The following is a 26,054-nucleotide window of genomic DNA, read 5'->3' on the forward strand; positions in this document are numbered from 1 at the left end:
CCACCGTCGTCCCTGCGAAAGCAGGGACCCATAACCACCGAATGGTGTTGGCGGAGCAAGGTAACGCCGCTTGTGCCCTTTTCGCTGGCCGCGGCGTATGGGTCCCTGCTTTCGCAGGGACGACCATGTTGAGAGAGAACGGCCGTTGAGAGAGAAAGGCCTCACCGCCCCTTGAAGTTGGCGACGCGGCGTTCGGCCGTCGCCTTGACGCCTTCCTTGAAGTCTTCGGTCGCGCGCAGCTTGGTCTGCTCGGCGAGCTCATGGTTGGTCGCGGCGAGCACACGGTCGGCGAGGCCGGCGCGCATGGTGGCGCGGGTCGAGACCAGGCCGAGCGGCGAGCATTCGGCGATCTCCTGCGCGAGCTTCATGGCTTCGGCGCGCACCTGGTCCTGCGGCACCAGCACGTTGGCGAGGCCCCAGCGATAGGCCTCTTCGCCGGTGACGCGGCGGCTGGTGTAGAACATCAGCTCGGCATTGTTCTTGCCGATCAGCTCTGGCAGCGTCGCGGTCAGGCCGAAGCCCGGATGGAAGCCGAGCTTGGTGAAGTTGGCCGAGAAGCGCGCCTCGGGGCAGGCGACGCGGAAGTCGGCGGAGACGGCAAGGCCGAGGCCGCCGCCGATCGCGGCGCCATGGATCGCCGCGACGATCGGCTTCTTGTTGCGGAAGATGCGCACCGCCTGGACGTAGAGATGGTTGATCGGCAGGTTGGAAGCCGGATCGCTCTTGGCGCGCTCCTCCTGCTCCTGGCGGGCCGGATCGCCGAAATTGGCGCCGGCGCAGAACGCCTTGCCCTGGGCGGCGAGCACCGAGGCGCGGATCTCGATATTGTTGTCGAACTCCTCCAGCGCGTCGGCGATCTGGTTGATCAGCGCGACGTCGAAGAAGTTCAGCGGGGGTTTTCGGATTTCGATCAGGCCGACATGGCCGTGGGTTTCGACGCCGATATCAGTGTACTTGGTCATGATCTGTCCTCGTTGAATTAGCGCAGGCGAGCCCGCGCGGCTAGCGCAGGCCAAGTCCGCGGGCGATGATGCCGCGCAACACTTCCGTGGTGCCGCCCTGGATCGTCAACTTGGGCGCGGTCTTGATGGCGAAATCGAGCTGCTTTTCCAGGGTCTCGCGGTTGGTCGCGGTCTCCTCGACGAACGCGGCGAGATCGCGCACCCGATGCGGCAGCTGCTGCTCCCACACCGTGCCGATGTCCTTGACGATCGATGCCTCCACCACCGGCTCCTTGCCGGCCTGCAGCATGCCCGCGACCGATACCGACATGCGGCGCATGGTGTGCACCTGCGCCACCAGGCGTCCGATGCCCTCCGCGCTGCGGGTGTCCGGGTTCTTGCCGACCGCGCGCACGAGCTCGGTGAGCACGTAATAGGTCTCGAGGAAACGCTCGGGACCACTCCGCTCATAGGCGAGCTCCGACGTCGCCTGCTTCCAGGCGCCGTCGACCTCGCCCAGCACGTGATCGTCGGGCACGAAGTAGTCGGTGAACACGACTTCGTTGAACTCGAACTGGCCGGTGATCTGGCCGATCGGATTCACCTGGATGCCCGGCTGCTTCATCTTGACCAGGAACTGGGTCAGGCCGTGGCGGCGGTTTTCCTTGGTCGGCGGCGAGGTCCGGAAGATCGCGATCATGTAGTCGGCGATGTGCGCCGACGAGGTCCAGATCTTGGTGCCATTGATGAGATAGCCGCCGTCGGTCTTGGTCGCGCGGGTCTTCGCCGCGAACAGGTCGGAGCCGGAGTTCGGCTCGCTCATTCCAATTGCGAAGCAGACCTCGCCGCGGCAGATCCGCGGCAGGATGTCCATCTTGATGTGCTCGGGCGCGTATTTCAGCAGCACCGGCCCGCTCTGGCGGTCGGCGACGAAGAAGCGCCGGGTCGGCGCGTTCGCCACCCGCATCTCCTCGGTCACCACGTAGCGCTCGAGGAACGAGCGCTCCTGGCCGCCGTATTTCTTCGGCCAGGTCATGCCGAGCCAGCCCTTTGCGCCGACGCGGCGGGAGAATTCCGGCGCGTCATTGTCCTCGCGGTTCGGCGCGTGGGGATCGAAAGTGCCGGCGGCGATTTCCTCGGCGAGGAAGGCGCGCACCTCCTTGCGGAGCTGCTCGCACTTTTCCGGCAGGCGGATCGGATCGAAACGAAGGGCTGCAGTCATGATGTCCAGTCCTGATCTTTCTGCCTGATCTCAGCGCGAAGCCACCAGCGGCCACAATTCATCGGCGCCACGATTCGCGACGAGCTTGCCGAGCTCGACCGCCCAGTAGCTCTCCGAGCCGAAATCGTCGCGCCAGGCCAGCGCCCGCAACGAATAGCGGTGCAGGATGTGCTCGATGGTGAAGCCGATCGCGCCATGCACCTGGTGCGCGATGCCGCTGCCTTTCTCCGCCGCTTCCGAGCAGCGGATTTTTGCCGAGGCCGCTTCGAGGAACACCGCGTCGGTATCGAGCGACTTGGCGCTGACGATCGTGTCGGCGGCCGAGGTCGCGGCGGCGAGTGCCGCGGCGTTTTCGCCGGCGAGCCGGGCGAGGTTGTGCTGCACCGCCTGGAATTTCGAGATCTTCTTCTCGAAGGCGACGCGCTCGTTGGAATAGCGGACGGAGATGTCGAGCATCGCTTCCAGCGCGCCGGCGATCTGTAGGCTGCGCACCACGCCGCCCATCAGCATCAGCGTGGTCTGGTCAAAACCCTTCGGCGCCGGCTTGGTCGTGACCGGCTGCACCTTGTCGAGCGTGACGGTGTCGTTGTGATCGCCGCCGAGCCCGATGCCGGATTCGATCCGGCCCTTCGCGGCATCGACCAGCGCGATCGACACGCCGCCATTGCCATCAGCCAGCACGGCGAAATGTTTTGCGTCCTTGGCAAACGGCACGCCGCGGGCGCGGCCGGAGAGGCTGCCGTCGGCGTTGAGCGTGACGCGGTCCTTCGGGCTTGCCGGCAGCACGGTCATCTCGCCTTCCGGGGAAGTGATCTTGCCTTGCGTCAGCAGCCAGCCGGCCAGCATTGTTTCGGCCAGCGGAACAGCGATCGCATGCCGCCCGGCGACGGTGAGCACGCTAAAACCTTCGGCGAGACTGGCGCCGGAACCGCCGAGATCGTCAGGCACCCAGGACAGCGGCAGGCCGGCTTCGGTCAGCGCCTGCCACAGCGGCGCCTTCCATGCGCCCTGCTTGTCGTGATTGATGGTTTGGGCATCCGCGAGATCGGCGAAAATCTTTTCCGCGGTCTCGGCGACGATGTTCTCACTCTCCGCCACAGCGTTCCTCGTGTTGATTGGCTCGGGCTGGCCGTTCGGCCATGCCCTGCTTGCGTTGGTGTCTTGCGCTCAATGATGCGGAAAAGCCATAGCCGTGACAAGCGCTGCCCGCAGGGCCACTTGCGCGGATGGCATGAAGCCGGACGCTTTGCACGAATTCCGCATTGTGAACTTTCGATGGTCCCTGTTTGTATGCCTCGCACACGTGCAAACTGGCCGGCGACATCTGTTCAGTCCGCCAGATGAAACTCGATCGCCTTCCGCATCAGGTCGGCGAACTCGGTCTCCTGGGTGACCAGCGCGTCGTTCAATCCGGCGACGCACAGCACCAGCGGTTCGTTCGATTCCGCTGATGGCGGCAGGTTCATGGCGACGGCGCCCGCGCCCGGCGTGACCAGGCCGAGCGAGAAGGCGTGCCCCTTGGCGCGGACCTTCTTCAGCTCCAGCAGCAGCGCCTTGACGTCGACCTGCCGATCGGGCCGGGTCTCGTTGGCGTTGATCAGGCGCACCAGGCGGCGCACCTCCTTGTCGGGATAGGCCGACAACAGCGCGTAACCCGATGCGGATCGCGCCAGCGGCCGCAGCGTTCCGGCCTTGACATACAGCCGCATCGGCAGCTTGGCCTGAATGATATGGACATACTGCGCGCTGAGCCCGTTGCGCACCGCGAGCATGATGGTCTCTCCGGTCCGCGCGGAGAGTTCTTCCATCAAATTGACCAGGCGTCCTTTCGTGAACAACGCCGGGCTCAGCCAGTGCCCCAGCATCGAGATCCGCGGCGTCGGGATATAGGTGCGGCGGCTGGTGTCATAGTGGAGATAGCCGAACGCCGTCATCGTTCGCATCAACGCCGAGGTGCTGGACTGCGGGAACTTGAGCGCGGCCGCGACTTCGATCGCGGAAGCGGCGCGCTGGTGCTCCTCGAAGAATTCGAGCACATCGAACACGCGCCGCGCCGACTTGACCGCATTGTCCATCTTCGGCAGGTCGCGCGAGGTATCGCCGGGGAAATCGGGGCGATCGAAAGTCCGCGGGCCGGCGGCTGCGCCGGGCTTCGCCACATCCTTCTTCGCCACCGGCATCGCTATCGTCCCTGCTGCGCCACCCGCCGCTTCAGCCACCAGCCATATTGCTCGGGCCAGCTCGTCCACTCCGGATCGCATCCGAGCGCAAGTGCCGTCTGCGCGGGCCAGTTCGGATTCCACAGCAGTTCGCGGCCGAGCGCAATAAGCGTCGCCTTGCCGTCCCGCAAAATGGCTTCGGCGTAGTCCGGTTCGCGGATCAGCCCGACCGCGACCGTCGGCATGCCGGCTTCCTTCTGGATGCGCTCGGCGAACGGCACCTGGAAGCCGGGGGTGCGCGACACCAGCGAATTGCCGCGCGGCAATTTCATGCCGCCCGACGAGCAGTCCACCATGTCGATCCCGATCGCCTTCAGCTCGACCGCAAACGCGATCGAGTCCTCGATCGACCAGCCGATGTCGACGCCGTCGACCGACGAGATGCGGACGAAGGCCGGCAGATGGTCCGGCCATTCCTCGCGCATGATCGCCGCGATCCGCAGCGGCAGGCGCATGCGGTTCTCGCGCGATCCGCCATACTCGTCGTTGCGGTTGTTCGCCAGCGGCGACAGGAACGAGTGCATCAGATAGCCGTGCGCGCAATGCAGCTCGATGACGTCGTAGCCGGCCGCCCTGGCGCGTCGAAACGCCCGGCGATAGTCGTCGACCAGGGCATCGATCTGCTCTGACGTCATCATCTGCGGTGAGGGCCAGCCGTCGTTGAAGGGAATGCCGCTCGAGGCGGCGATCTGCCACGGCCCTTCGCCGCGCGCCTTGATGTCGGCCTCACCCAGCGGGTTGCCGCCTTCCCACGGCCGCTGCGACGAGCCCTTCCGGCCACCATGTGCGATCTGGATCGCGGCCTTGGCGTTGAGGCTGTGGATCAGCGCGGCGAGGGCGGCGTGGTCCGCGATGTGCGTATCGTCCCAGATGCCGAGGCATCCATGGGTGATGCGCCCCTGGGTGTTCACCGAGCTCTGCTCGACGAACACGAGACCGGCGCCGCCGGCGGCGAGTTTGCCGATATGCGCGGTGTGCCAATCGGTGGCGCGCCCCTCGCGCGCCGAATAGGTCGCCATCGGCGAGACCATGATCCGGTTCTTCAGTTCGAGGTCGCGCAGTTGCAGCGGGGTGAAAAGCAGCGGCAGCTCGGTCATTTGGTGTCCAACCTTGCTTGTGGTTTGCGGATTCATGCGGGCAATCATTTCTTCAGCAGCGGGCAGGCGCTCTCCTCGGGCGTCGCGAACGCCTCCTTGCCCGGGATGACCTGAACCAGCTTTTCGTAGTCCCAGGCGCCCTTGGATTCGGCCGGCGACTTCACCTGCACGAGATACATGTCGTGGATCAGCTGGCCGTCCTCGCGCAGGAATGCGTTGCGAGCGAAGAAATCGTCGATCGGCATGTCCTTCATTTGCGCGATCACCTTAGGACCGTCGTCGGTGCCGGATTTCTCGACCGCCTTGAGATAGTTCATGACCGCGGAGTAGAGACCGGCCTGCACCATGGTCGGCCGCTTCTTGGTCCTGGCCATGAATCGCGCAGCAAAGTCGCGGGTCTTGTCGTCGAGATCCCAATAGAAGGCGGTCGCGAGCTGCAGCCCCTGGGCTGCCTGCAAACCGATCGCGTGGATGTCGCTGGTCTGCATCAGGAAGGCTGCGAGCTTTTGCGTGTGCGCCATCCCGAATTCCTGCGCCTGCCGGATCGAGTTGGCGAGGTCGCCGCCGGTGTTGGCAAAGGCGATCACATCAGCCTTCGAGCTCTGGGCCTGCAGCAGATAGGACGAGAAATCCATGCTGTTGAGCGGATGCCGCACCTCGCCGGCGATGCTGCCGCCGACCTTCTCCACGGTCCTGGCCGCATCGTTGCGCAGCGCATGGCCGAAGGCGTAGTCGACCGTGACGAAGTACCAGCTCTTGGCCCCCGATTTGGCCAGCGCCCGAACCGTGCTGTTGGCGAGCGCATAGGTATTGTAGGTCCACTGCACCGAATTCGCCGAGCAGCCCTTGCCGGTCAGATCGGAGGAGCCGGCCGACGACACCAGCATCGCCTTGTTCTTCTGCTTGGTGAGCTCGAGCACGGCGAAAGCGACGGCGGAATTGGCGAAGTCGACGATGACGTCGACATTCTCCTGCTCATACCAGCGCCGCGCGATGCCGGCGCCGACATCCGCTTTGTTCTGATGGTCGGCATCGACCATGGCGATCGGCTTGCCCAGGACCTTGCCGCCGAAATCCGCGATCGCCATCCGGACCGCTTCGACCGCGCCGGGGCCGGCGGCGTCGGCGTAGAGGCCGGCCTGATCGGTCAGCACGCCGATCTTCACCGCGTCGTCGGAAATCTGCGCGTGGGATGGCGCGGCGAAGGCGACTGAGAGGATTGCAGCGCTCGCGGCGATCCATCCGTATCTCGATGTCATTGTCCCTGGTTTCCTCTAGTTCGATTGCCTTATGGCGTTGGTCTTGTCTTGCCGCAGGTCGATCATGCCCGGATGCGACTGCGGATCCCTGTCCGCGCCGAGCAGCACGTGCTTCTGGATCTTGTTGGTCGAGGTCAGCGGCAGCTCGGCCACGAAGGCGATCCACGCCGGCAGCTTGAACGCCGCCAGGCGTTCGCGGCAGAAATGGAAGATATCTTGCGCGAGTACGCGTGAAGCATCGGTGCCGTCGTTGATCACGATGAAGGCCGCAACTTCCTCGTCGCGGATCGGATCGCGCGCGGCGACGACCGCCGCCTGCTTGACCAGAGGCGACGTCGTCAGCACGTCCTCGACCTCCGCCGCCGAGATGTTTTCGCCGGCGCGCCGGACCAGATGCTTCAGCCGGTCGACGAACACGAAGGCGCCGTCCTCGTGCTGCCAGGCGCTGTCGCCGGTGTGAAACCAGCCGCCGCGCCAGGCCTGCTCGGTGGCCTCGGGGTCCTTCAGATAGCTGGAGAAGAAGCCGCGCCGCGGCGTCGCTTCCGAATGGCGCACGCAGAGCTCACCGACTGCGCCTGGCGGCAGCGCATTGCCGTCGGCATCGAGGATGATCATTTCGAGGCCGGGCACGCTGCGGCCGATCGTGTTGGTCTCGAGATGGCGCGGCTCGACCGTGTTGAACGGACTGCGTCCGGTCTCCGTCATGCCCCAGCCTTCGACGAAGGGGATGCCGAAGCGTTCGCGAGCCCGCGCGCGCTGCTCGGGATTGGCGCCGACGCCCATCGAGAAGCGCAGCGCATGGGCTTTCTCGTCCGGCGTCTCCGGCTGCGCCAGCAGGGCCGCGACGATCACGCCGAGATAATGCAGCACGGTTGCCCGGCACGCGACGATGTCGCGCCAGGCATGTTTCGCGTTGAAGCGTTCCGGCAGGATCAGACAGCCGCCGGTCAGCATCATCGCGATCGGGGTCAGCGTCAGGCCGGCCATGTGAAACAGCGGCAGCGGGCTGTACAGGCGCTCCGTTCCTGCATGATACGTCGCCTCGCCGCCGTGGCTGATGTACCAGCGGCCGGTCGAGACCACGTATTCATTGGTCAGGATGCATCCCTTCGGGCGCGCCGTCGTGCCTGACGTGTAGAGCAGCGCAGCCTCGGTCTCGCTTCCCGGCTCGCCGGCGTGCGGTGGTGGCCGCCTGGCCGGCGGGACTTTCTCGATGCCGGCGCCGAGATCGTCACCGGAGACGGTGAGCAGCGGAACGTCGCCGGTCAACGCTTTCTGCAATTCCTTCTGATCGGCCAGCGTGACGATCAGGTCAGGCTCGGCATGCGCGATCAGGTACGCGATTTCCGCCGCGCGATAGGCCGGGTTGATCGGAACGATCGAGACGCCGAGGCCGTTGAGCGCCAGCCAATGCACGATGAAATCGGGCCGGTTCTCCAGCAGCAGGCAGGCGCGGTGTCCGTGGCCGAAGCCTGCTGCGCGGTACTGATCGCGCAATGCGCAGACCTGCCGCGCAATGGCGCCATAGGACAGTTCGACGCCATCGGGAAAGTATGCGCGGTCGGGACGCGCGGGAATGCAGAGAAAGGGTTTGAACGCTGCCGCATCGGATGTCGCAGCGAACGTGCTGAACACGGTGTACATCGTGGCGAAACTTCCCTCTGACGGCCGCTGATCGATGTCAACGATGCCGATCCGAAAGAGCCGGGTGCTTCGTTGAGCGCATTTGTCATGCGATCGCGACGTTGCGCGGAAGCTATAAGGACGAATAATATGCTGTCAAATCCATTATGAGTTTCCATAAAACTCATATGTAATTTGAAGCCAAAATCGGAGGTAACGAGATGAAGATGCACATGTTGTCGGGCGGCCGTCTCCAGATGTCGAAGCGGACTTATCTGCCTGACGCGGCGCGCGGCGAGATGATCGAGCTTCCGGTGTCCTGCGTGCTGTTGCGGCACACGCAAGGCAATATGCTGTTCGATACCGGATGCCATCCCGATGTCGCGACCGATCCTGAAGGACGGCTCGGCACGCTGGCCAAATACATGCGCCCGATCATGCCGGCGGACGACCATGTGCTGACGAGCCTGAAGGCCGTTGGCCTCGGCCCCGACGACATCGACGTGGTGATCTGCTCCCACCTGCACACCGACCATTGCGGCTGCAACGCCTTCTTCAAGAAGGCGACGATCTTCGTGCACGCACTCGAGGTCGAGGCGGCGAATGCCGATAACGCGTTCGATCGCGGATACATCAAGGCGGATTGGGATCATCCGCTGAAGATGGAGATCTTCGATAAGCAGATGGATGTGTTCGGCGACGGCAAGCTCACGTTGGTCCCGCTGCCCGGCCACTCGAAGGGAACGACCGGCGCGCTGGTCAAGCTCGACAACAGCGGCGAATTCCTGCTCGCCTCCGACGCGCTCAGTGTGCGCGCCAATCTCGACCAGCGGACTTCACCGAAGAACAGTCTCGATGTCGACCAGTTCCTGAAGTCGCTCGACGAGATCGCCAGGCTCGAGGCATCCGGCGTCAGGATCATCTGCGGCCATGACGAGGCGCAGTGGGCCAGCCTGCAAAAGGGGCCGAATGCCTATACGTGAAGGTTTGGCGCGGTTTGCAGATGCTGTCTCACGCGATATGGTGTGCCGCCGCCGGAGTTCATCTGGCTCACAACAACAAGGAAAATGCAGATGTCCAAGGATGGTTTGTGCGCGATCGTGACGGGATCGGCATCGGGACTCGGCGCCGCCACCGCGCAAATCCTCGCCACGCAGGGCGCGCGCCTCATCATCAACTATTCCAACAGCAAGGCGGAAGCTGAAGCGACCGCGGAAGCCTGCCGCAAGCAGGGCGCCGAGGTGCTGGTGGTGCAGGGCGACGTCTCGCGCGATGAGGACTGCAAGAAGATCGCAGCCGCCGCGCAGGGCTGGGGCCGCCTCGACGTGCTCGTCAACAATGCGGGCACCACCAAGCACGTGCCGCATCACGATCTCGACGGCCTGACCGCGGAGGATTTCCAGCGCATCTACGCCGTCAACACCATCGGCCCGTTCCAGATGGTTCGTGCCGCGCGCGCGCTGCTCGAAGCCGGCGCGAAGGCATCTGGCCGTCTCTCGGCGGTGGTCAACGTCTCCTCGGTCGCCGGCATTTCCGGCGGTGGTTCGTCGGTCGCCTATGCCGCGAGCAAGGGCGCGCTCAACACCATGACGCAGTCACTGGCGCGCGCGCTGGCGCCGTTGATCCGCGTCAACACGGTGTGTCCGGGCTATATCGATACGCCCTGGTTCACCAAGGGGCGCGGCGAGACGGGCGCCAAGCAGGTGCGCGATGCCGTGGTCGCGCGGGTGCCGCTGAAGGTCGCATCAACGGCCGAAGATATCGCCAATCTGGTCTGCTTCCTGGCAAGCCCGGCCTCGAGCAACATGACCGGCGAGTTCGTCCGCATGGATGCCGGCATGCATCTGATTCAGTGAACTGGCTATCCACGTCTGCCGACCGTTACGGAAACGAAAATGCCCGGGCCAGGCCCGGGCATTTTGATTTTGGATCGATATTCGGTTTGCTGTGCTGTCACCTGTTTCCCGGATCCGGGATCACGCGCGCCGCGACCAGCCGATTCCAGATGAACAGCACCACCAGCGCGCCGATCGTGGCGGTGATGAAGCCGGCGCCTTGTTCGGGACCGTAATGGCCGATCGCCTGGCCGATGAAGGTCGCGAGAAACGCACCGGCGATGCCGAGCACGGTGGTGAGAATAAAGCCGCTTGGATTGTTCGGTCCCGGCGACAGGAACCGCGCGATGATCCCCGCGATAAAGCCGACGATGATGACCCAGATGATGCCGCCCATGACTGTCGTCCTCCTCAGATGGAATCAACGCTGCCGTCAGAGCCTGCGGTGCAACTCGTCGCCGCTCGGCAGCCGTCCGTCCGGCGTCAGGTGATTGATCGCGTCGGGCAGATACTGGCTCAAGCCCTGCAGCAGATCGTCGCGCGACAGGCCGCTCGTTGACGCCAGCGAGTCGATCTGGTCGGCGCCGAGCGCGTTGGCGAGATCGCCGGGCGCGATCTGCTTGTTGGGACCGTTGCTGACCCAGGAATTGGCCGCGTCGCCGTGACCCTTTTGCTGCAACTGGTTGAGCAGGTCGCCGAGGCCGCCGCTGAGCACGGTGCCGGCTGCGCCGCCGGCGAGCAGGCCACCAAGGCCGCCCTTCAGCAGATCACCGAGCCCGCCGCCACCGGCGCCGCCGGGCAGGCCTGCAGTGACGTTGCCGGGAGGAAGCGGCGGCGCCTGCGCCGGCTTCGGCTCAGGGGCGCTCGCGTCCGCCTGGCCGCCCGAGAAATGCTTGACCGCCTTCCATGCGAGCAGCGCGAGGATCGCCATCGTCATCGGCGACATTCCGCCGCCGCTGTCGGATGATGTGCTTGGCGCGCTCGGACCGCGCGGGCCGTTCTGCATGCCGTTGAGTACGTCCAGTAAACCCATGATCGTCTCCTGCCGCAACCGTGCCCCGAGCGGGAAACATAGCTTCCGCCCATGACGGTTACAAGGCGGGCCACCCGACCTGCGGTGCGTCGAAATAGGCAGGCAACCCAAGGTCTGCTATCGAGCCAATGATGAATGGACGTTCCAGATGAACCAGGACCGGCCGATCGGCATTGCGGGCGCCGGAAGCATCGGCTGCTTCGTCGGCGGCATGCTCGCGGCCGCGGGGCGCCGTGTCGCGCTGCTGGCGCGGCCGCGGCTGATCCGGGAGATCGCAGGCAACGGCTTGCGGATCAGCAGCTTTGACGGCTCCGAGCGGACGGTATCCGCGGACCGGCTCATTGTGTCCGACGATCCGTCGATCTTGTCCGACGTTCAGACCGTGCTGGTGACGGTGAAGAGTGCCGATACCGCCGCGATGGCCGATGTGATCGCGCGCCACGCGCCTGGCGATGCCGCGGTGATCAGCCTGCAGAACGGCGTCGGCAATGTGCCGCTGCTGCGCGACCGCCTGCCGGGCCGCAAGGTGCTCGGCGGCATGGTGCCGTTCAACGTGGTCACGCTCGGCGACGGCCGCTTCCATCGCTCGACCTCCGGCGACATCGTGATCGCGCAGGATGACGCGGGCACCGCGGCGCGGCTGTCGGTGCCCGGGCTTGCGATCAAGCCCACCGGCGATATCGACGGCGTGCAGTGGGGCAAGCTGATCGTCAATCTCAACAATGCGCTCAATGCGCTGTCCAATATTCCGCTGCGGCAACAGCTCGCGCAGCGCGGCTGGCGACGACTGCTTGCCGATCAGATGGCCGAGGGCCTGGCCGCGGTGCGCGCCGAAGGCATTGCGCCGGTGTCGCCGACGCCGCTGCCGTCGAGCTGGATGCCGTCTTTGCTGCGGCTGCCGGATGCGCTGTTCGACATGCTGCTCGGCCGCACCATGAAGATCGATCCCGAGGCGCGCTCCTCGATGTGGGAGGATCTGCAGCGCGGCCGCCGCACCGAGATCGACTATCTGCAGGGCGTGATCACCGCGATCGCGGATCGCCGCGGGCTCGCGGCGCCATTGTCGCGCCGCGTCATCGCGCTGATCCGGAAGGCGGAGGCGGACGGCAAGGGATCGCCGGGGCTGACGCCAGAACAGATCCGCGATGGCAGCGACCATGAACGCCGATGATCGTTCGCCACGTCGATCGAACAACAGAGGAGGTGACATCATGAAACGGTCCAGCATCATGCTGCTCACGCTTGTTGCGCTCGTGGCCGGCCCGGCCCGTGCGGCGCCGCCGACCGTGACACCGTCGCCTGGCTATGATGCGCGCTTGCAGGAGCAGCGCGCGGCGGCTGCGGCAGCAAGCCGAGCGGCCGTGCCTGCGCACAGATCGGTCGCGCCCCGACACCACAAGCGCACCCGCGCGCGCTGATCCATGACAGAGACGACCTCAGATGAAGCTGCTGTTCCTCGCGCTCACCTTCGTGTTTGGCTTCGCCACGGCCGCAGGCGCCGACGACTATGCCGGTTCGATCAGTGCCTACCGGCGCGCCAATCGCATGCCCGCGGTGAAGCTCGACGCGAAGCTGAACGCGATGGCGCTGAAGCAGGCGCAGGCGATGTCGGCGACCGGATCGGTCAGCCACTCCGCGGGCGGCAGCTTCTTCACGCGCATCGCGCCGCTCAAGAAGCAGCGCGCCGCCGAAAATATCGGCGCCGGCTTCATCGCCTTCGCCGAGATGCTGAAGCAGTGGGAGAATTCGCCCGGCCATCGCGAGAACCTGTTGATGCCGGGCGCCAAGCGCGTCGGCGTCGCCTTCGTCGACAACCCGAAGTCGCCGTACCGCAGGTTCTGGGCGATGGTGATTACCGATTGAGCCTGCGGTGTCATTCCGGGGCGGAGCGAAGCGACGAACCCGGAATCTCGACGGTAATGGCAGCGAGATTCCGGGTTCTCGCTTGCGCGAGCCCCGGAATGACTAAGCGAGTCGTCAGTTTCGCTTCGCAACCTTGGTCGGTGGCGGCGGTGTCGGCGTGAACAGCTTCTTCAGGCCGTCCAATCCCTCGGAAAGCCGCGGCCATTCGCAGGAGAACGTACCCTTCACGCAGTTGCTTGCCCGCGGCCGCGGCTCGGGAATAGGGACGGCAGCGACCCGCGGCTTGACCGGCCTTGCGGCGGGGACGGGGACTTTCGCAGTTTCACTGCGCACCGGCTCATTGTGCAATGACGCCTGCTGGATCTGCGGCGGCCGCACCGGCTGTGTCTCCTGCCGCTCGAGTTGCTTCGCATTGAACGCCGCGACGATACGCGAGCGCCGCTGCTGCTCGAGATAGCCGGTATATTCCTGGTCGATCTTCTTCTGCTCGTCCGGCGTCGGATTGGGACCGGCAATGTCGAAGCTGCGGTCCTGCATAAAGTCGTAATAAGTGTAACCGCCGCCGGGCTTGCGGCGGCCGGCGAACTTGGCGTTGCAATCGGCGAGTTGCGCGGTCTTGTCTTCCCTGGTCTTGGCCTTCTCGGCGAGGTCGGCGCAGTCCTCGAAGTCCTTCGGCCCGCCGCGCCACCATTGCGCGTGCGCGCTCATCGGCGCCAGCACGCAAGCGACGGCGAAAGCGGCAACAGCCAACGTCGATGATCGTGACGGCATCACGGACATTGAGACCAAACCCGAACGACACAGAGTGAGCAGATTGTCGCCATTTTAGTGACACTTGTCACCCGGGAACCCGACGATTTTCCTGACCTGTGGAATGTTGCTGCGGTTGATGGAACACAGCCTTCGCGATTGGAATAATTGAAGAATCTCATCGGAACGGGCCGGAGATCAGAACAATTCGCGTTTAATCGTTCACTTCACCCTGTGCAGCAACGCAACCAGTTCCGCCTGCCTGTGCGTGCCGGTCTTCTGGAAGATCGTCTTGAGCTGATTGCGCGCGGTGGCAAGGGCAACGCCGGCCTCCTGCGCGGCCGCTTCGACCGAATCGCCGCGTGCAAGCCGGGTGGCGAGGCGTGCCTGCGCCGGCGTCAGTTCGAACGTCGCCGCCAGCAGCGCCTGATCGAACGCCGCGCTGCCTTCGAGATCGCGGATCAACAGGATTGCGCGCGCCCCCAGGAACGGCGACCGCGCGGCCGGAGGCACCGGTTGGATCTGGATCACGATTGGCCGCTTGTCGATCCGGCGCACCACGATCGGCGACGACGGTAATGGGTGCAGGTCCGAGCTGTGGGCCAGCTGATCGATCAGCCTGGTCAGATCGGCATTGGCCTGCCGGTCGAGCAGCGTGAGGCGATTATTGCGGATCGCAAGGTCGTGGCCGAGACAGCTTTCCGCCTGGCTGTTCATGCCGATCACGGCGCCGAAGCGGCCGACCGCAATCGCGGCGACCTGGATCAGATCGAGCGCGCTGGTGATGCCTGAGAGCGCGGAGCGGCCGACGACGGCGGACAGCGTCGCGGCTTCCGTGAGCGGCGCCGACACCCTTCGCAGCGCCTTGATCTCGTCGGCGTCGAACAGGCCTTCCGTGGGTGAGCGCTGGATCGTCAGTGCCCACAATGCTGGGCCGGAGTGGAAGCCGACGGCCGCGAACCATTTCAGTCCGAACTCGCCGAGCGTAGCGTAGAGCGGATCGCGCAGCATCTCGGTTTCGGATTCGAACAGATCCGCATCGGTGATGACGTCGACGCCGGCGTGCATCAGCGGCACGCCGCGGGCCGCGCGGATGTCGGTGAGGTGAAGATTGTGCGGGAAGTAGGTCTTGGTGAAATACTCGGTGATCGAGTCCGTGCGCGGAATGTCTTCGGTGCGGATATCGCTCTGAAGCATCGCAGCGCCGGTCGCGCCGATGGCGGCGCAAACCTCGTCCATGAAGGACGGCCAGGTCGAGGGATCGAGAACCACATCGCCGAGGCGCGCGGTCACATCGTCAAGCCTGTGCAGGTCGACCAAAATTCAGCTCCGCCGATGCAAACAGCGTTGTTTTGTCAGGCGAAACAGGCTGCACCTCGTTGCGCCCGGTACCGGGCATAAGAAAACCGAGGGGCCCGATATGCAAGTTAAATCAGCGACAGGCTAGGGGTCGGGTCCGCAAGCACTGGCGAAACATGATCGAAAATCGGCGGGTCGGCTCGCCGGTACGATCCGGCCGCTACGATAAGTGACCTTCCTCACGGTGGTCGGCTTCGGTCAGCGCCACACGGCAGAAGCTGGCGGCGATCGCCACGACCTCCTCGACGGCTTGCGGGTATTGCTTCGACACCCAGCGCAGCGCGATCGAGATGACGGCGCCGACCATGCCGACCGAGAGCAGCGAGGCGGCTGCGCCCTTGCCGCGCTTCGCATCGAGCGTCGGCGGCACCAGGATGTCGCTGAAGACGCGCAGGGCGTCGAGCTTGACGGCATCGACCGCCGGACTGATGCCGGAAATTTCCAGCAGAAAGACCCGCGCAGGCTTCGGGTGCTGCTTCAGCCGCGTGAAATACAGCATCAGGGCGGCGCGCAGCTTCATCTCGGCATCGTCGCCCGCGGCTGCGGCGGCAGCGGTCATTTCCTCGTGCAGGTGGCCGACGACATGACCGTAGGCGGCGATCAGCAGGGCCTCGCTGTTGGCAAAGGACTCGTAGAAATAGCGCTCGGTCAGCTCGGCCGCCTCGCAGATCGCCTTCACCGTGGCGCCGCGATAGCCGACCTCGCCATAGACCTCGATCGCCGCATCGATCAGCTTGAGCCGCCGCTCGGTGCGGCGTTCCTCGGCGTCCATACCGCCATAGAGGCGGGCTTTCCGGCTGCTTGCCATGAAAGCCTATTGACACGAGGCATTGTCAGATGTCAAGTTATCTGACAATATACGTTGTCAATATTGCCACGGGAGAGGGGCAGGGCATGTCCGCTGATTTCGACGTGTTGATCGTGGGCGCGGGACTGTCGGGCATCGGCGCCGGCTACCATTTGCAGGCCAACTGCCCGAACCGCAGCTACGCCATTCTTGAAGGTCGCGACTGCATCGGCGGCACCTGGGACCTGTTCCGCTATCCCGGCATCCGCTCCGACTCCGATATGTACACGCTCGGCTATTCGTTCCGGCCGTGGACCGAGCCGAAGGCGATCGCCGACGGCCCCTCGATCCTGAACTATGTGCGCGAGACCGCGCGCGTCTACGGCATCGACAAGAACATCCGCTACAACCACCGTGTCGTGCGCGCCGACTGGTCATCTGCCGACTCGCAATGGACGGTCGAGGTCGAGCGCGGGCCGGAGAAGACGATCGAGCGCTTCACCTGCAACTTCCTGTTCATGTGCAGCGGCTACTACAAATATGAGCACGGCTACACGCCCGACTTCCCCGGCATCGCCGATTTCGCCGGCCGCGTCGTCCATCCGCAGAAATGGACCGACGACATCGACTATACGGCTAAGAAGGTGGTGGTGATCGGCAGCGGCGCGACCGCGGTGACGCTGGTGCCGGAAATGGCCAAGACCGCCGCCCATGTCACGATGCTGCAGCGTTCGCCGACCTATGTCGTGGCGCGTCCGGACGAGGACAAGGTCGCCAACTGGCTGCGCGCGCGGCTGCCCGCGAAACTCGCCTACGGCCTCACCCGCTGGAAGAACGTGCTGTTCGGCATGTATTTCTACCGGCTCTGCAAGCGCGATCCCGAGCGCGTGAAGAAGCTGATTCTCGGCGGCGTGCGTCACGCGCTCGGCCCCGACTACGACGTCGCCACCCATTTCACGCCGCGCTACAATCCGTGGGACCAGCGGCTCTGCCTGGTGCCGAACGGCGATCTCTTTCAATCCTTGCGCAACGGCGGATCTTCCGTCGTCACCGACCAGATCGAGACCTTCACGCGTGGGGGCATCAAGCTCAAGAGCGGCAATGTGCTCGACGCCGATATCGTGGTGACCGCGACCGGCCTCGATCTGCAGGTGCTCGGCGGACTCGAGATCAATGTCGACGGCGCGCGTGTCGATCTGTCGAAGACCATGAACTACAAGGGGCTGATGTACTCGGGCGTGCCGAACCTCGCCGCCGCCTTCGGCTACACCAACGCGTCATGGACGCTGAAATGCGACCTGACCTGCGAATATGTCTGCCGCATGCTCAACCACATGAAGGCGAACGGCTACGCGCAAGTCACGCCGCGGCGGAACGATCCGACCGTCACCGAACTGCCCTGGGTGGATTTCTCCTCGGGCTATATCCAGCGCGCCGCCGCCAGGTTCCCCAAGCAGGGCTCGCGCCGGCCGTGGCGGCTCTACCAGAATTATGCGCTCGATATCGTGACGCTGCGCTTCGGCTCGCTGAAGGATGAGGCCATCGAGTTTCTGCCGGCGCGTCGGGCGAGCGCGGATGCCGCCTCGAATCCGGCCCGGCAGGTGGCGTAACGCGCGACGCGCCAAACGCCGCGCAACTTCGCGCGCGTCCGTTGTGGCGCGGGCTGGCGATCACCCGGCAGCTCTGCTATGGGATGGCGACGCCCGTATGCTTTCGCTGCGGGCGGTGCGGTCCCGTAGCTCAGCCGGATAGAGCGACGGTTTCCTAAACCGTAGGTCGGAAGTTCGAGTCTTCCCGGGATCGCCATTTTTCGCTCGGCCGCGCGTTGTCGGCGAGGCTTTTGCACCATGCATTCCGGCGCGATCTGCCCGGCGTTTGCTCCCCCAAGTTCACCCGAGATCAGGTTCATCCCAAATTAGGGAAAGCCCGGGACAATGGGGAGGGGGCACCGGAAGACCGCGCGTATGCGAGCTAGCGTTCCAGAACGGGTTGAGCAGGGGGGCGGCGATGCCCTTCGCGATCCGCTGCGTTCAAAGGGCCGGCCGCTCGTCGTCGATGTCGACGAGGTCATGGTGCGGGGAAGCTCCGTCCCGGCCGATATCGCGTCCGATTTGATCGACCGCTTTCGCGCGTTCATTGCGGCGATCACCGCTCCCCTTGGACCGCAAGCGCGATCGACGCATGGTGTAGATCCATCGGGGCTCGATCCATCCCGGGCGCAATTCGACCACGACGCGGTGAGGTTCCTGCTGCAGGTGCTGGGCGAAGGCCGCCCGGTCTACCTTTGCTCGGAAACCCATCCCGAGCCGTTCGTCAGCGCGGTCGCCGAGCATCTTGGCGTCTTCACCGCCTGGGCCGCCCCGCCGGAACGTCAATTGCCGGCGGCACGGCGCAAAGAGCTGCCGCCCGTGCTTCGCCAGGGTTTTGACTATATCGGCAGCGCGGCGGTCGTGTTGCCCGATTCCGCATCGCGCCTCGCCCGCCCCGGTCGATCCGAGTCGCCCGCGCCCGCGCAAGTCGGCATGCGCGTCAGTATGCGCGGCTGGCTGAAGCTGTTCAGGGTGCATCAATACGCGAAGAACGCCGTTGTGCTGGTGCCGCTGCTAACCGCACACAAATTCGCATCGGGATCGGCCGCGACGTCGCTGCTTGCCGTGATCGCATTCTCACTCTGCGCGTCGGGCGCCTACATTCTGAACGATCTTCTCGACGTCGAGGCCGACCGCGCGCATCCGACCAAGCGCAACCGTCCGATCGCAAGCGGCGCCATCCCAGCATCGCAAGCCGTCGGCGCGATGGCCCTGGCGCTGGTCGCCGCATTTGCGATCGCAATGTCGATATCGATCGAGTTCGGCGGCGTCCTGCTCGGCTATTTCGCGCTGACCACCTCCTATTCGTTCTGGCTCAAGCGCATCGCGACCGTCGACGTCGTCGTGCTCGCCACGCTTTACACCGTCCGCGTGATCGGCGGCGCCGTCGCGATCAGCGTGCCGATGTCGGAATGGCTGCTTGCGTTCTCGCTGTTCATCTTCATGTCGCTGGCGCTGGTGAAGCGCTACATCGAGCTCGCCAGCCAACCGGACGGCGCCGTGCTGGCGGCGCGCGGCTACCAGGTCGAAGACAAATCGATGATCGCGATCCTTGCCGCCGCGTCAGGTTTCAACGCCGTCGTGATCTTCACGCTCTACATCTCGTCCGATACGGTGCGCGCGCTTTACAGCCATCCGCAACTGCTCTGGGTCGGTTGTCCGATATTGACGTACTGGATCGGCCGCGTGATGCTGTTCGCGCAGCGCGGATTGATCGACGACGATCCGGTCATCTTTGCGCTGAGGGATCGCGTCAGCTGGGTCGCGCTCGGCGCGATCGGCGCCATCATGCTCGCCGCCATCTAGCGATGCCGGCGGCTGCGTTACCAGGAGCTGTGATGTCGACCTCCAGTCCGGGCGACATTGGCCTGTCCGGCTGGGGCAACTATCCCAAGGCGTCGTCCGAACTGCTGGCGCCGCAGACGCCCGCAGGCGCGCGGGACCACCTGCTCGCGCGGTCCGGCGTCGTCGCGCGCGGGGCCGGGCGGGCTTACGGCGATGCCGCGATCGGAACGCAATCGACGATTTCGTCGCGCGGCCTGAACCGGATGCGGAGCTTCGATGCCGCAACCGCCCGATTGACGGTCGAAGCCGGCGTGACCATCGCCGACATCCTTACCGTTTTCGAGCCGCGCGGCTTCTTCCTCAAGGTCGTGCCCGGCACGAAATTCGTGACGATCGGCGGCGCGATCGCGGCCGACGTTCACGGCAAGAACCATCATCGCGATGGCGGCTTCGGCACCATCGTCGATTCGTTCCGCCTCGCGCTGCCGGACGGCGAGATCGTCACCTGCTCGCGATCGGAAAACGCCGCGCTGTTCGCGGCGACGCTGGGGGGCATGGGCCTGACGGGCATGATCCTCGACGCGACGCTGCGGCTGCTGCCGATCGAGACCGCCTGGCTGCGTCAGGACACCCGCGTCGCCGGCAATCTCGACGCGGCGATCGATCAGCTGGACAGCAGCGCATCGACCACCTATTCGGTGGCCTGGATCGACTGCCTTGCGCGCGGTGCGGCGCTCGGACGGTCGCTGGTCTATCTCGCCGAGCACGCCACGCGCCGCGACAAGGATATGCTGGGGCCCGGCCTCGAGACGTTTCCCAAGCTTCGCACGTCGCGGCTCGCGGTCCCGGAACCGTTTCCGGGATGGCTGCTCAATCGCGCATCGATGCGGGTGTTCAACGAGCTGTACTTCCGCCGCGGCGCCGCGCATCCGGGCAAGCCGCGGCTGGTCCATTGGGACCCGTATTTCTTTCCGCTCGATGCGATCGCCGACTGGAACAGGATCTACGGCAGGCGTGGCTTCGTGCAATACCAATGCGTGATCCCGCTCGACCGCGCGCGCCGCGTTCTCGCCGAAATTCTCGATCGCGTGTCGCGGCGCGGCGATGCGTCGTTTCTCGCGGTGCTCAAGCAGCTTGGCGAAGGCAGCGGGCCGATGTCGTTTCCGCTCCGCGGCTACACGTTGACGATGGACTTTCCGGTCAGCGACGCGCTGTTCGGGTTTCTTGACCAGCTCGACGCGCTGGTGGTCGATGCCGGCGGCCGGCTCTATCTCGCCAAGGACGCGCGGCAGTCCCGCGCGACATTCGAATCCGGATATCCCGGCCTTGGGGCCTTGCGGGACATCCGCCAGCAGACCGGGGCGAATACCCGCCTCGTGTCCCATCTTTCAGCACGGCTTGGAATTTGATGACCGGCACAAAATCAATTCTGGTGATTGGCGGCAGCTCGGACATCGGGCACGCGACCGCGCTGCGCTATGCGAGGGACGGATGGCGCGTGATGCTCGCCGCCCGCGATATCGAGGCGGCACAGCGCAATGCCGACGACATCAGGACGCGAAGCGGTATCGAAACCCCGGTTGTCGCGCTCGACGTGCTGCAGACAGGGCAGCTTGCCGGGTTCGTCGCCGGCCTTTCCACGCTTCCCGACACCGTCGTATGCGTTGTCGGAGAGCTCGGCGATCAACCGCGTGCCGAGACCGATCCCGAGCTTGCGACGAAGATCATGCGCACCAATTTCGAGGCGCCCAGCCTGCTGCTCGAACTGTTCGCGCAAGCCTTCGCGACGCGCGGCTCGGGAACCATCGTCGGCGTGAGCTCGGTCGCCGGCGATCGCGGGCGGGCCTCGAACTATTACTACGGCGCGGCCAAGGCCGGTTTCTCGCAATTCCTGTCCGGCTTGCGCAATCGCCTGGCGCTTGCGGGCAAAGTCCGTGTCGTCACCGTCAAGCCGGGATTCGTGCGGACCAGGATGACGGCGCATATGAAGCTGCCGGCTCCCCTGACGGTGCAGCCGGATCGGGTCGCGGAGGATATCTTCCGGGCCGATGTGGCGAGGCCGCGTGACGTGATCTATGTGGCCCGCCGCTTCCGGCTGGTGATGGCGATCATCTGCGCGCTGCCGGAGACGATCTTCAAACGGATGCGTATCTGATGCCTGGCGTCGCCGCCAACCACGCGTCGTTCCCGCGATCCAGCGCGATCCGGCAGAGCGTCCCGCTTGTGACGGCATTGCTGTGGCTCGTGCTGTTCGCGGCGACGCTGATCTTCAGCGTCACGCTCTGCGACGGCCGGCTGATCTTCACCCTCGACGATCCCTACATCCACCTCGCCGTTGCCGATCACATCCGGTCCGGCGGCTACGGTGTCAATGCGTCCGAGGTCTCGTCGCCGAGCTCGTCGATCATCTGGCCCTATCTGCTGGCCGTGACCGAGAGCATCAAGCCGGGCCCTGTGATGGCAACCCAAGCTAGATTGAATAGGTTAAGCAGTCGAAAAATTGCAGGGAGAGGGCGGTTGGTCCCTGTCGCCCGACAGCCGCAGGGATGCATGAAATCGGACGGTGGAGGCTGGAACCGGACGGTATCTCGGTGTCCGGATGCGACTTTCGCTGGACGCTCCATCGGCGGCAGTGATAACGGCTGACAAGAACCATCTCACGACGGACCGCATGCCGAAACCGCCGCCTCCTTCCAATCGCGGGCCCAGCCCATCGCCGGTCCTGCAGCGCGCCGTGGTCGCGTTGCAGATGGGACAGGTCGTCGAGGCCGAGCGGCTGGCGGCAGAGGTCTTGAAGGCAAACCGGACCGATGTCGGCGCGGCCTCGATCCTGGCGCGGGCGCTGATGATCCAGAACCGCAACGAGGAGGCGATCGCGCCACTCGAGCGGGCCGTGCGCCGCGTCGACGATCCCGGCCTCGAGACCCTGCTCGGCGCAGCGCTTGGCGGCGCCGGTCGCGGCAGCGAGGCGATCGATCTGCTGCGGCGAACCACCGCGCGGCGGTCGCCGTACCTGCCGGCATTCCAGGCACTGGCAGGGCAATTGCACTCGGCCGGTCGCATCGACGAGGCGGTTGCCGTCATTGAGAGCGCGCTTGCTCTCGCGCCGGGGAGCCTCGAGTTTCAGCTCCTGCTGGCGCAGCTGCTGCCCCAGCGCAATGAGCGCGGCCGGGCGCGCGAGATTCTGGAGAAGCTGCGCAATGCGGCGCCAGGACATCCGGATGTTCTGGCCGCGCTCGCGCGTGTGCTGCTGCTCGATGGCGAATATGCTGCCGCGGCGGATCTCTACCGCCAGGTGATGGCGCAGCGCCCCGACGACCCCTTGATGCGTCTCAGCTTCTCCGCCAGTCTTCTGGAAATGGGCGACCGCGCCGCCGGCGAGGCCAATCTGCGTCTGGCATTGCGCGGCCGGCCGCAAATGATCGGCCGCACGACCGCCGCGCTGATCATGTCATCGCACGGCCGCTTCTTCTTCCGCCGCAGCGCCTTTGCGGAATTTCTGAGCTAGAGCGTTTTCGAGCGAGGCGGACACCGGTTCGCGCCAGGAAGCGCGTCAAAACCAGAATCTAGAGCTTCCAGCCGCTGGTGCACGGAATTGCGGGATGGGCCGGCTTTCCCTGAGTCCTCTGTTTGAAGGGGCGGAACGAAGAGCAAAGCTCGGACAGATCATGTCGCGAGAATTCGAAACTGCGTCCCCAACTTCAGCTGTCATCGCCCGGCTATACGCGGGTGATAATACCGAACTGGCTCAGGATCGCGCCACAAATTCGGTGTCGTCCCTGCGAAAGCAGGGACCCATAACCACCGATGGTCATTGTTGAGCGATGCCAGAACGACGAGTACTGTTCACAACACCCGCTGCGGCGTATGGGTCCCGGCTTTCGCCGGGACGACGCGTGAAGAGAGACTTGCCCCACCAACGCCCGTCATCGCCTGCAACGCGGTTTCGCGCGCCCGCTCTACGTCCGGAATTGGCGCCGATAGAGTCCGGACTCCCGGGCCATCCTGTTGGTTAATTCCTGCGCGCGCGATGTTTCATCCGGCGTCATCGCCGCGGTCTGCGCGACCCAGTTCTCGCGCTTGACCGGGAAGCATTGCGCAACCGGCGTGCCTTTGGGCAACACGCCGTTGAAACTGGTGTCGTGCCAGCGTGCCGGGAAGTGAACCCAGCTGTCGTGAAACAGATCGCAATCGACCATGCCGGTCAGCGTGGTGAACGGCAGGTCGAACCGGTTGACCGGATGCGTGAAGAACAGCGAATAGCCCGGCGGCGCCTCGATGGTCCACAGATTGATGAACTTGATGACGAAGCGGTCGGGCTCGAACAGCGGCGAGCCGACCACCTGGCTTTCGTCGTGGAATCCGACCGGCGAGCGCGGGAATTCGAGCGCGCTGCCGGCCGGAAGGTCGTTGTCCCAGGTGATCGCGCCATTCTCGACCTTGAGATCGCAGACCAGCGGCAACAGGAAACCCGATGTCATCGCATCGACGAATGGCGGGCAGCGCTTGACGGTATCCTCTTCGCGATTGCTCATCGTATTGAAGGCCTGCGTCGGCATCGCCTTGAGCCATCCGGGAAGACCCAATGATGCCGGCACCGGCGGCGGAATCTTGCCCTCGAGCTCCGCCGGGCAGCGGAATTTGATGGTGATCGCTTCGTTGTTGTTGGACACGGCTTTGGCCCTTGGTTCGTTCAGTGTCGGCGGCGCCCTTGCGCCAGTCGATGCTCGTCTAGCACGCGACAACGGGGCGGAGAAAGCAGCCGCATCGGTCGCCAAGCGAGCCACGGTATCGAGCTATAAGTTGTTGTTATCATGACGGATAAGGCAAAGCCCTTAATCTCCCGGTTCGGCGCGCCCCAATGCCGGTTTTCCGCGTCTTGCCGCTCACCGGTGTGCAAGAGACTGCCGATAGGCATTGGCTTTCGACGCCCGCCCGGCGCATCATCGCCGGCGTCGCTGACGACAAGATCTGCGAGACGTAACGGAGGTACCGATGACCGAATCGAAGGTTGAGACCGCCAACACTGCAGCTGCCGCGTCCGCCTCCGGCGAGAGCGGCGGCCCCAGCGAGCTCGCGGTCGCGACCGTCCGCACCGTGCCGATCGAGCAGGCGCAGTCCCGCACCGAGCACGATCTGCTCGGCGAGGACGACGTGCCGGCCAATGCGCTGTGGGGCATTCACACCAAGCGCGCGGTGATGAACTTTCCGATCACCGGCGTGCCGGTCGGGCATTTCCCGGAATTCGTCCGCGCGCTGGCGCTGGTGAAGCAGGCCGCCGCGCGCGCCAACAAGCGGCTCGGCTATCTTGCACCCGAGAAGGCGGATGCGATCGAAGCGGCCTGCACCCAGATTGCGACCGAAAAGGTCTATGCCGAATCCTTCATCGTCGACGCGATCCAGGGCGGTGCCGGCACCTCGACCAACATGAACGCAAATGAGGTGATCGCCAACGTCGCGCTGCGGCTGATGGGGCGCAAGCCCGGCGATTATCACGCGCTGCATCCGAACGACGACGTCAACATGGCGCAGTCGACCAACGACGCCTATCCGACCGCGCTGCGGCTCGCGGTGATCTTCGCCACCCAGCCGCTGGTGCGCGCGCTGGACGATCTCGCCTACTCCCTCAAGGGCAAGGCGGTGGAGTTCGCCGACGTGTTGAAGATGGGGCGGACCCAGCTTCAGGATGCGGTGCCGATGACGCTCGGCCAGGAATTCGATGCCTTCCACGTGACCGTGAAGGAGGACGTCGCGCGCCTGAACGAGATTTCCGCGCTGTTCCGCGAGGTCAATCTCGGCGCCACCGCGATCGGTACCGGCATCAATGCCGATCCGCGCTATGCGGCGCTCGCGGTCGAGGAGCTGTCGCGGCTGTCCGGCCAGCCGATGGTGCTGGCATCCAACCTGATCGAGGCGACGTCCGATCTCGGCGCCTTCGTGCTGTTCTCCGGCGTGCTCAAGCGCGTCGCGGTCAAGCTGTCCAAGATCTGCAACGACCTGCGGCTGCTGTCGTCGGGGCCGCGCACCGGCATCGGCGAAATCCGCCTGCCCGCCGTGCAGGCCGGCTCGTCGATCATGCCCGGCAAGGTCAATCCTGTCATTCCCGAGGTGGTCAACCAGGTGGCCTTCCTGGTGATCGGGCACGACCTCACGGTGACGATGTGCGCCGAGGGCGGCCAATTGCAGCTTAACGCGTTCGAGCCGACCATCGGCTATTGCGTCTTGAGCTCGCTGCGCATGCTGACGGCGGCGGTCGATACGCTGACCAAGCGTTGCGTCGACGGCATCGAGGCCGATCGCGAGCGCTGCCGCAGCCTGGTGCAGGGCTCGATCGGCCTGATCACGGCGCTGGCGCCGTCGCTCGGCTACGAGGCCTCATCGCGCGTGGCGCGCCGTGCGCTCAAGGAGAACCGCTCGGTCGCCGACATCGTGCTGGAGGAAAAGCTGCTGACCGAAGCGCAGCTCAACCAGTTGCTTGAACTCGAAGCAATGACCCGCCCGGCGCGCCGGCAGCCGGTGCCGAAGAGTTGAGGGCGCATGAGATGTAGCGACGAAGGTGTTGGCGCTCCCTCTCCCGCTTGCGAGGGCTTTGCGCAATCGGGCGTGCGCGGGTGCAGGCCAGTGTCAGGCATTTTTTTGCGTGGCTTCTGGGGGCGCGCGGGAGTGGACAGCTTCGTTTGGGCGGCCGATTG

25 protein-coding genes and 1 tRNA gene are annotated in these 26,054 nt (G+C 65.1%); 13 read left to right on the forward strand and 13 right to left on the reverse strand.

Annotation, left to right across the window (positions count from 1 at the left end; genetic code table 11):
• Nucleotides 1-161: 161 nt before the first annotated feature.
• The 7 genes from PMN64_RS23830 to PMN64_RS23860 all read right to left on the reverse strand — a co-directional run bounded on the left by PMN64_RS23830 (nt 162) and on the right by PMN64_RS23860 (nt 8,382).
• The gene (locus PMN64_RS23830; protein WP_028341859.1) at nt 162-962 is read right to left on the reverse strand and encodes an enoyl-CoA hydratase/isomerase family protein; all 801 of its coding nucleotides are present in this window, start codon (nt 960-962) and stop codon (nt 162-164) included.
• Nucleotides 963-1,002: 40 nt separating this feature from the next.
• Complete coding sequence (locus PMN64_RS23835; RefSeq protein WP_018269158.1) at nt 1,003-2,163, reverse strand: acyl-CoA dehydrogenase family protein; 1,161 nt, start codon at nt 2,161-2,163, stop codon at nt 1,003-1,005.
• A gap of 30 nt (nt 2,164-2,193) precedes the next feature.
• Entirely contained in the window at nt 2,194-3,261 is a 1,068-nt protein-coding gene (locus PMN64_RS23840) for an acyl-CoA dehydrogenase family protein (protein ID WP_411782387.1), read from the reverse strand.
• A gap of 230 nt (nt 3,262-3,491) precedes the next feature.
• Nucleotides 3,492-4,343, reverse strand: coding sequence for an IclR family transcriptional regulator (locus PMN64_RS23845; RefSeq protein WP_411782388.1), 852 nt, complete (start codon nt 4,341-4,343; stop codon nt 3,492-3,494).
• A 2-nt stretch (nt 4,344-4,345) separates the two neighbouring features.
• Entirely contained in the window at nt 4,346-5,479 is a 1,134-nt protein-coding gene (locus PMN64_RS23850; RefSeq protein ID WP_411782389.1) for an NADH:flavin oxidoreductase/NADH oxidase, read from the reverse strand.
• A gap of 44 nt (nt 5,480-5,523) precedes the next feature.
• Complete coding sequence (locus PMN64_RS23855) at nt 5,524-6,738, reverse strand: ABC transporter substrate-binding protein (RefSeq protein WP_411782390.1); 1,215 nt, start codon at nt 6,736-6,738, stop codon at nt 5,524-5,526.
• Nucleotides 6,739-6,753: 15 nt separating this feature from the next.
• Nucleotides 6,754-8,382: an AMP-binding protein gene (locus tag PMN64_RS23860; RefSeq protein ID WP_411782391.1), complete on the reverse strand. Its 1,629-nt coding sequence runs from the start codon at nt 8,380-8,382 to the stop codon at nt 6,754-6,756.
• A 200-nt stretch (nt 8,383-8,582) separates the two neighbouring features.
• On the opposite strand from PMN64_RS23860, the gene PMN64_RS23865 reads away from it, so the two are divergent.
• A complete protein-coding gene (locus PMN64_RS23865; RefSeq protein WP_304497665.1) occupies nt 8,583-9,344 on the forward strand; it encodes an N-acyl homoserine lactonase family protein in 762 nt (253 codons plus the stop codon).
• A 90-nt stretch (nt 9,345-9,434) separates the two neighbouring features.
• Nucleotides 9,435-10,217, forward strand: coding sequence for an SDR family NAD(P)-dependent oxidoreductase (locus PMN64_RS23870; protein ID WP_411782392.1), 783 nt, complete (start codon nt 9,435-9,437; stop codon nt 10,215-10,217).
• Nucleotides 10,218-10,314: 97 nt separating this feature from the next.
• On the opposite strand, the gene PMN64_RS23875 is transcribed toward PMN64_RS23870, so the two are convergent.
• On the reverse strand, nt 10,315-10,593 hold the full coding sequence (locus PMN64_RS23875) for a GlsB/YeaQ/YmgE family stress response membrane protein (protein WP_028336227.1): 279 nt from the start codon (nt 10,591-10,593) through the stop codon (nt 10,315-10,317).
• 36 nt (nt 10,594-10,629) lie between these two features.
• Nucleotides 10,630-11,229 (reverse strand): YidB family protein, encoded by a 600-nt coding sequence (locus tag PMN64_RS23880; protein ID WP_411782393.1) that lies wholly within the window; start codon nt 11,227-11,229, stop codon nt 10,630-10,632.
• Nucleotides 11,230-11,377: 148 nt separating this feature from the next.
• Between PMN64_RS23880 and PMN64_RS23885 the strand changes: the two genes are divergently transcribed.
• From PMN64_RS23885 to PMN64_RS23895, 3 genes are read left to right on the forward strand one after another with little or no spacing between them, the layout of a single operon-like run.
• The gene (locus PMN64_RS23885) at nt 11,378-12,400 is read left to right on the forward strand and encodes a 2-dehydropantoate 2-reductase (protein WP_028341851.1); all 1,023 of its coding nucleotides are present in this window, start codon (nt 11,378-11,380) and stop codon (nt 12,398-12,400) included.
• Nucleotides 12,401-12,440: 40 nt separating this feature from the next.
• Nucleotides 12,441-12,647, forward strand: coding sequence for a hypothetical protein (locus PMN64_RS23890; protein ID WP_028341850.1), 207 nt, complete (start codon nt 12,441-12,443; stop codon nt 12,645-12,647).
• Between the two features lie 22 nt (nt 12,648-12,669).
• Nucleotides 12,670-13,092, forward strand: coding sequence for a CAP domain-containing protein (locus PMN64_RS23895; RefSeq protein WP_028341849.1), 423 nt, complete (start codon nt 12,670-12,672; stop codon nt 13,090-13,092).
• 114 nt (nt 13,093-13,206) lie between these two features.
• Here PMN64_RS23895 and PMN64_RS23900 read toward each other — a convergent pair whose 3' ends face one another.
• The 3 genes from PMN64_RS23900 to PMN64_RS23910 form a co-directional block, all read right to left on the reverse strand.
• Nucleotides 13,207-13,872, reverse strand: coding sequence for a hypothetical protein (locus tag PMN64_RS23900; RefSeq protein ID WP_035631918.1), 666 nt, complete (start codon nt 13,870-13,872; stop codon nt 13,207-13,209).
• 192 nt (nt 13,873-14,064) lie between these two features.
• Entirely contained in the window at nt 14,065-15,162 is a 1,098-nt protein-coding gene (locus PMN64_RS23905; RefSeq protein ID WP_028341847.1) for a helix-turn-helix transcriptional regulator, read from the reverse strand.
• A gap of 199 nt (nt 15,163-15,361) precedes the next feature.
• A complete protein-coding gene (locus tag PMN64_RS23910) occupies nt 15,362-16,009 on the reverse strand; it encodes a TetR/AcrR family transcriptional regulator (protein WP_063607094.1) in 648 nt (215 codons plus the stop codon).
• An 86-nt stretch (nt 16,010-16,095) separates the two neighbouring features.
• Here PMN64_RS23910 and PMN64_RS23915 point away from each other — a divergent pair, with 86 nt between their 5' ends.
• The 7 genes from PMN64_RS23915 to PMN64_RS23945 all read left to right on the forward strand — a co-directional run bounded on the left by PMN64_RS23915 (nt 16,096) and on the right by PMN64_RS23945 (nt 22,870).
• Complete coding sequence (locus PMN64_RS23915; protein ID WP_411782394.1) at nt 16,096-17,598, forward strand: flavin-containing monooxygenase; 1,503 nt, start codon at nt 16,096-16,098, stop codon at nt 17,596-17,598.
• A 119-nt stretch (nt 17,599-17,717) separates the two neighbouring features.
• A tRNA-Arg gene (locus PMN64_RS23920) sits at nt 17,718-17,794 on the forward strand.
• Nucleotides 17,795-17,952: 158 nt separating this feature from the next.
• The gene (locus tag PMN64_RS23925; protein ID WP_411782395.1) at nt 17,953-19,383 is read left to right on the forward strand and encodes a UbiA family prenyltransferase; all 1,431 of its coding nucleotides are present in this window, start codon (nt 17,953-17,955) and stop codon (nt 19,381-19,383) included.
• Between the two features lie 32 nt (nt 19,384-19,415).
• Nucleotides 19,416-20,771, forward strand: a complete 1,356-nt coding sequence (locus tag PMN64_RS23930; protein ID WP_411782396.1) for an FAD-binding protein — start codon at nt 19,416-19,418, stop codon at nt 20,769-20,771.
• On the forward strand, nt 20,771-21,517 hold the full coding sequence (locus PMN64_RS23935) for an SDR family oxidoreductase (protein WP_411782397.1): 747 nt from the start codon (nt 20,771-20,773) through the stop codon (nt 21,515-21,517). The genes PMN64_RS23930 and PMN64_RS23935 overlap by 1 nt, the downstream gene beginning before the upstream one ends.
• On the forward strand, nt 21,517-22,008 hold the full coding sequence (locus tag PMN64_RS23940) for a hypothetical protein (RefSeq protein WP_411782398.1): 492 nt from the start codon (nt 21,517-21,519) through the stop codon (nt 22,006-22,008). Before PMN64_RS23935 ends, PMN64_RS23940 begins: the two co-directional genes overlap by 1 nt.
• A 25-nt stretch (nt 22,009-22,033) precedes the next feature.
• Nucleotides 22,034-22,870, forward strand: coding sequence for a tetratricopeptide repeat protein (locus tag PMN64_RS23945; RefSeq protein WP_411782399.1), 837 nt, complete (start codon nt 22,034-22,036; stop codon nt 22,868-22,870).
• Nucleotides 22,871-23,321: 451 nt separating this feature from the next.
• Here the strand turns inward: PMN64_RS23945 and PMN64_RS23950 are convergent, their stop codons facing one another.
• On the reverse strand, nt 23,322-24,035 hold the full coding sequence (locus tag PMN64_RS23950) for a hypothetical protein (protein ID WP_411782400.1): 714 nt from the start codon (nt 24,033-24,035) through the stop codon (nt 23,322-23,324).
• A gap of 322 nt (nt 24,036-24,357) precedes the next feature.
• Between PMN64_RS23950 and PMN64_RS23955 the strand changes: the two genes are divergently transcribed.
• A complete protein-coding gene (locus tag PMN64_RS23955; RefSeq protein ID WP_411782401.1) occupies nt 24,358-25,893 on the forward strand; it encodes an aspartate ammonia-lyase in 1,536 nt (511 codons plus the stop codon).
• Nucleotides 25,894-26,054: the final 161 nt, after the last annotated feature.

The organism is Bradyrhizobium sp. UFLA01-814, from assembly GCF_046718885.1.
Taxonomy (GTDB): domain Bacteria; phylum Pseudomonadota; class Alphaproteobacteria; order Rhizobiales; family Xanthobacteraceae; genus Bradyrhizobium; species Bradyrhizobium elkanii.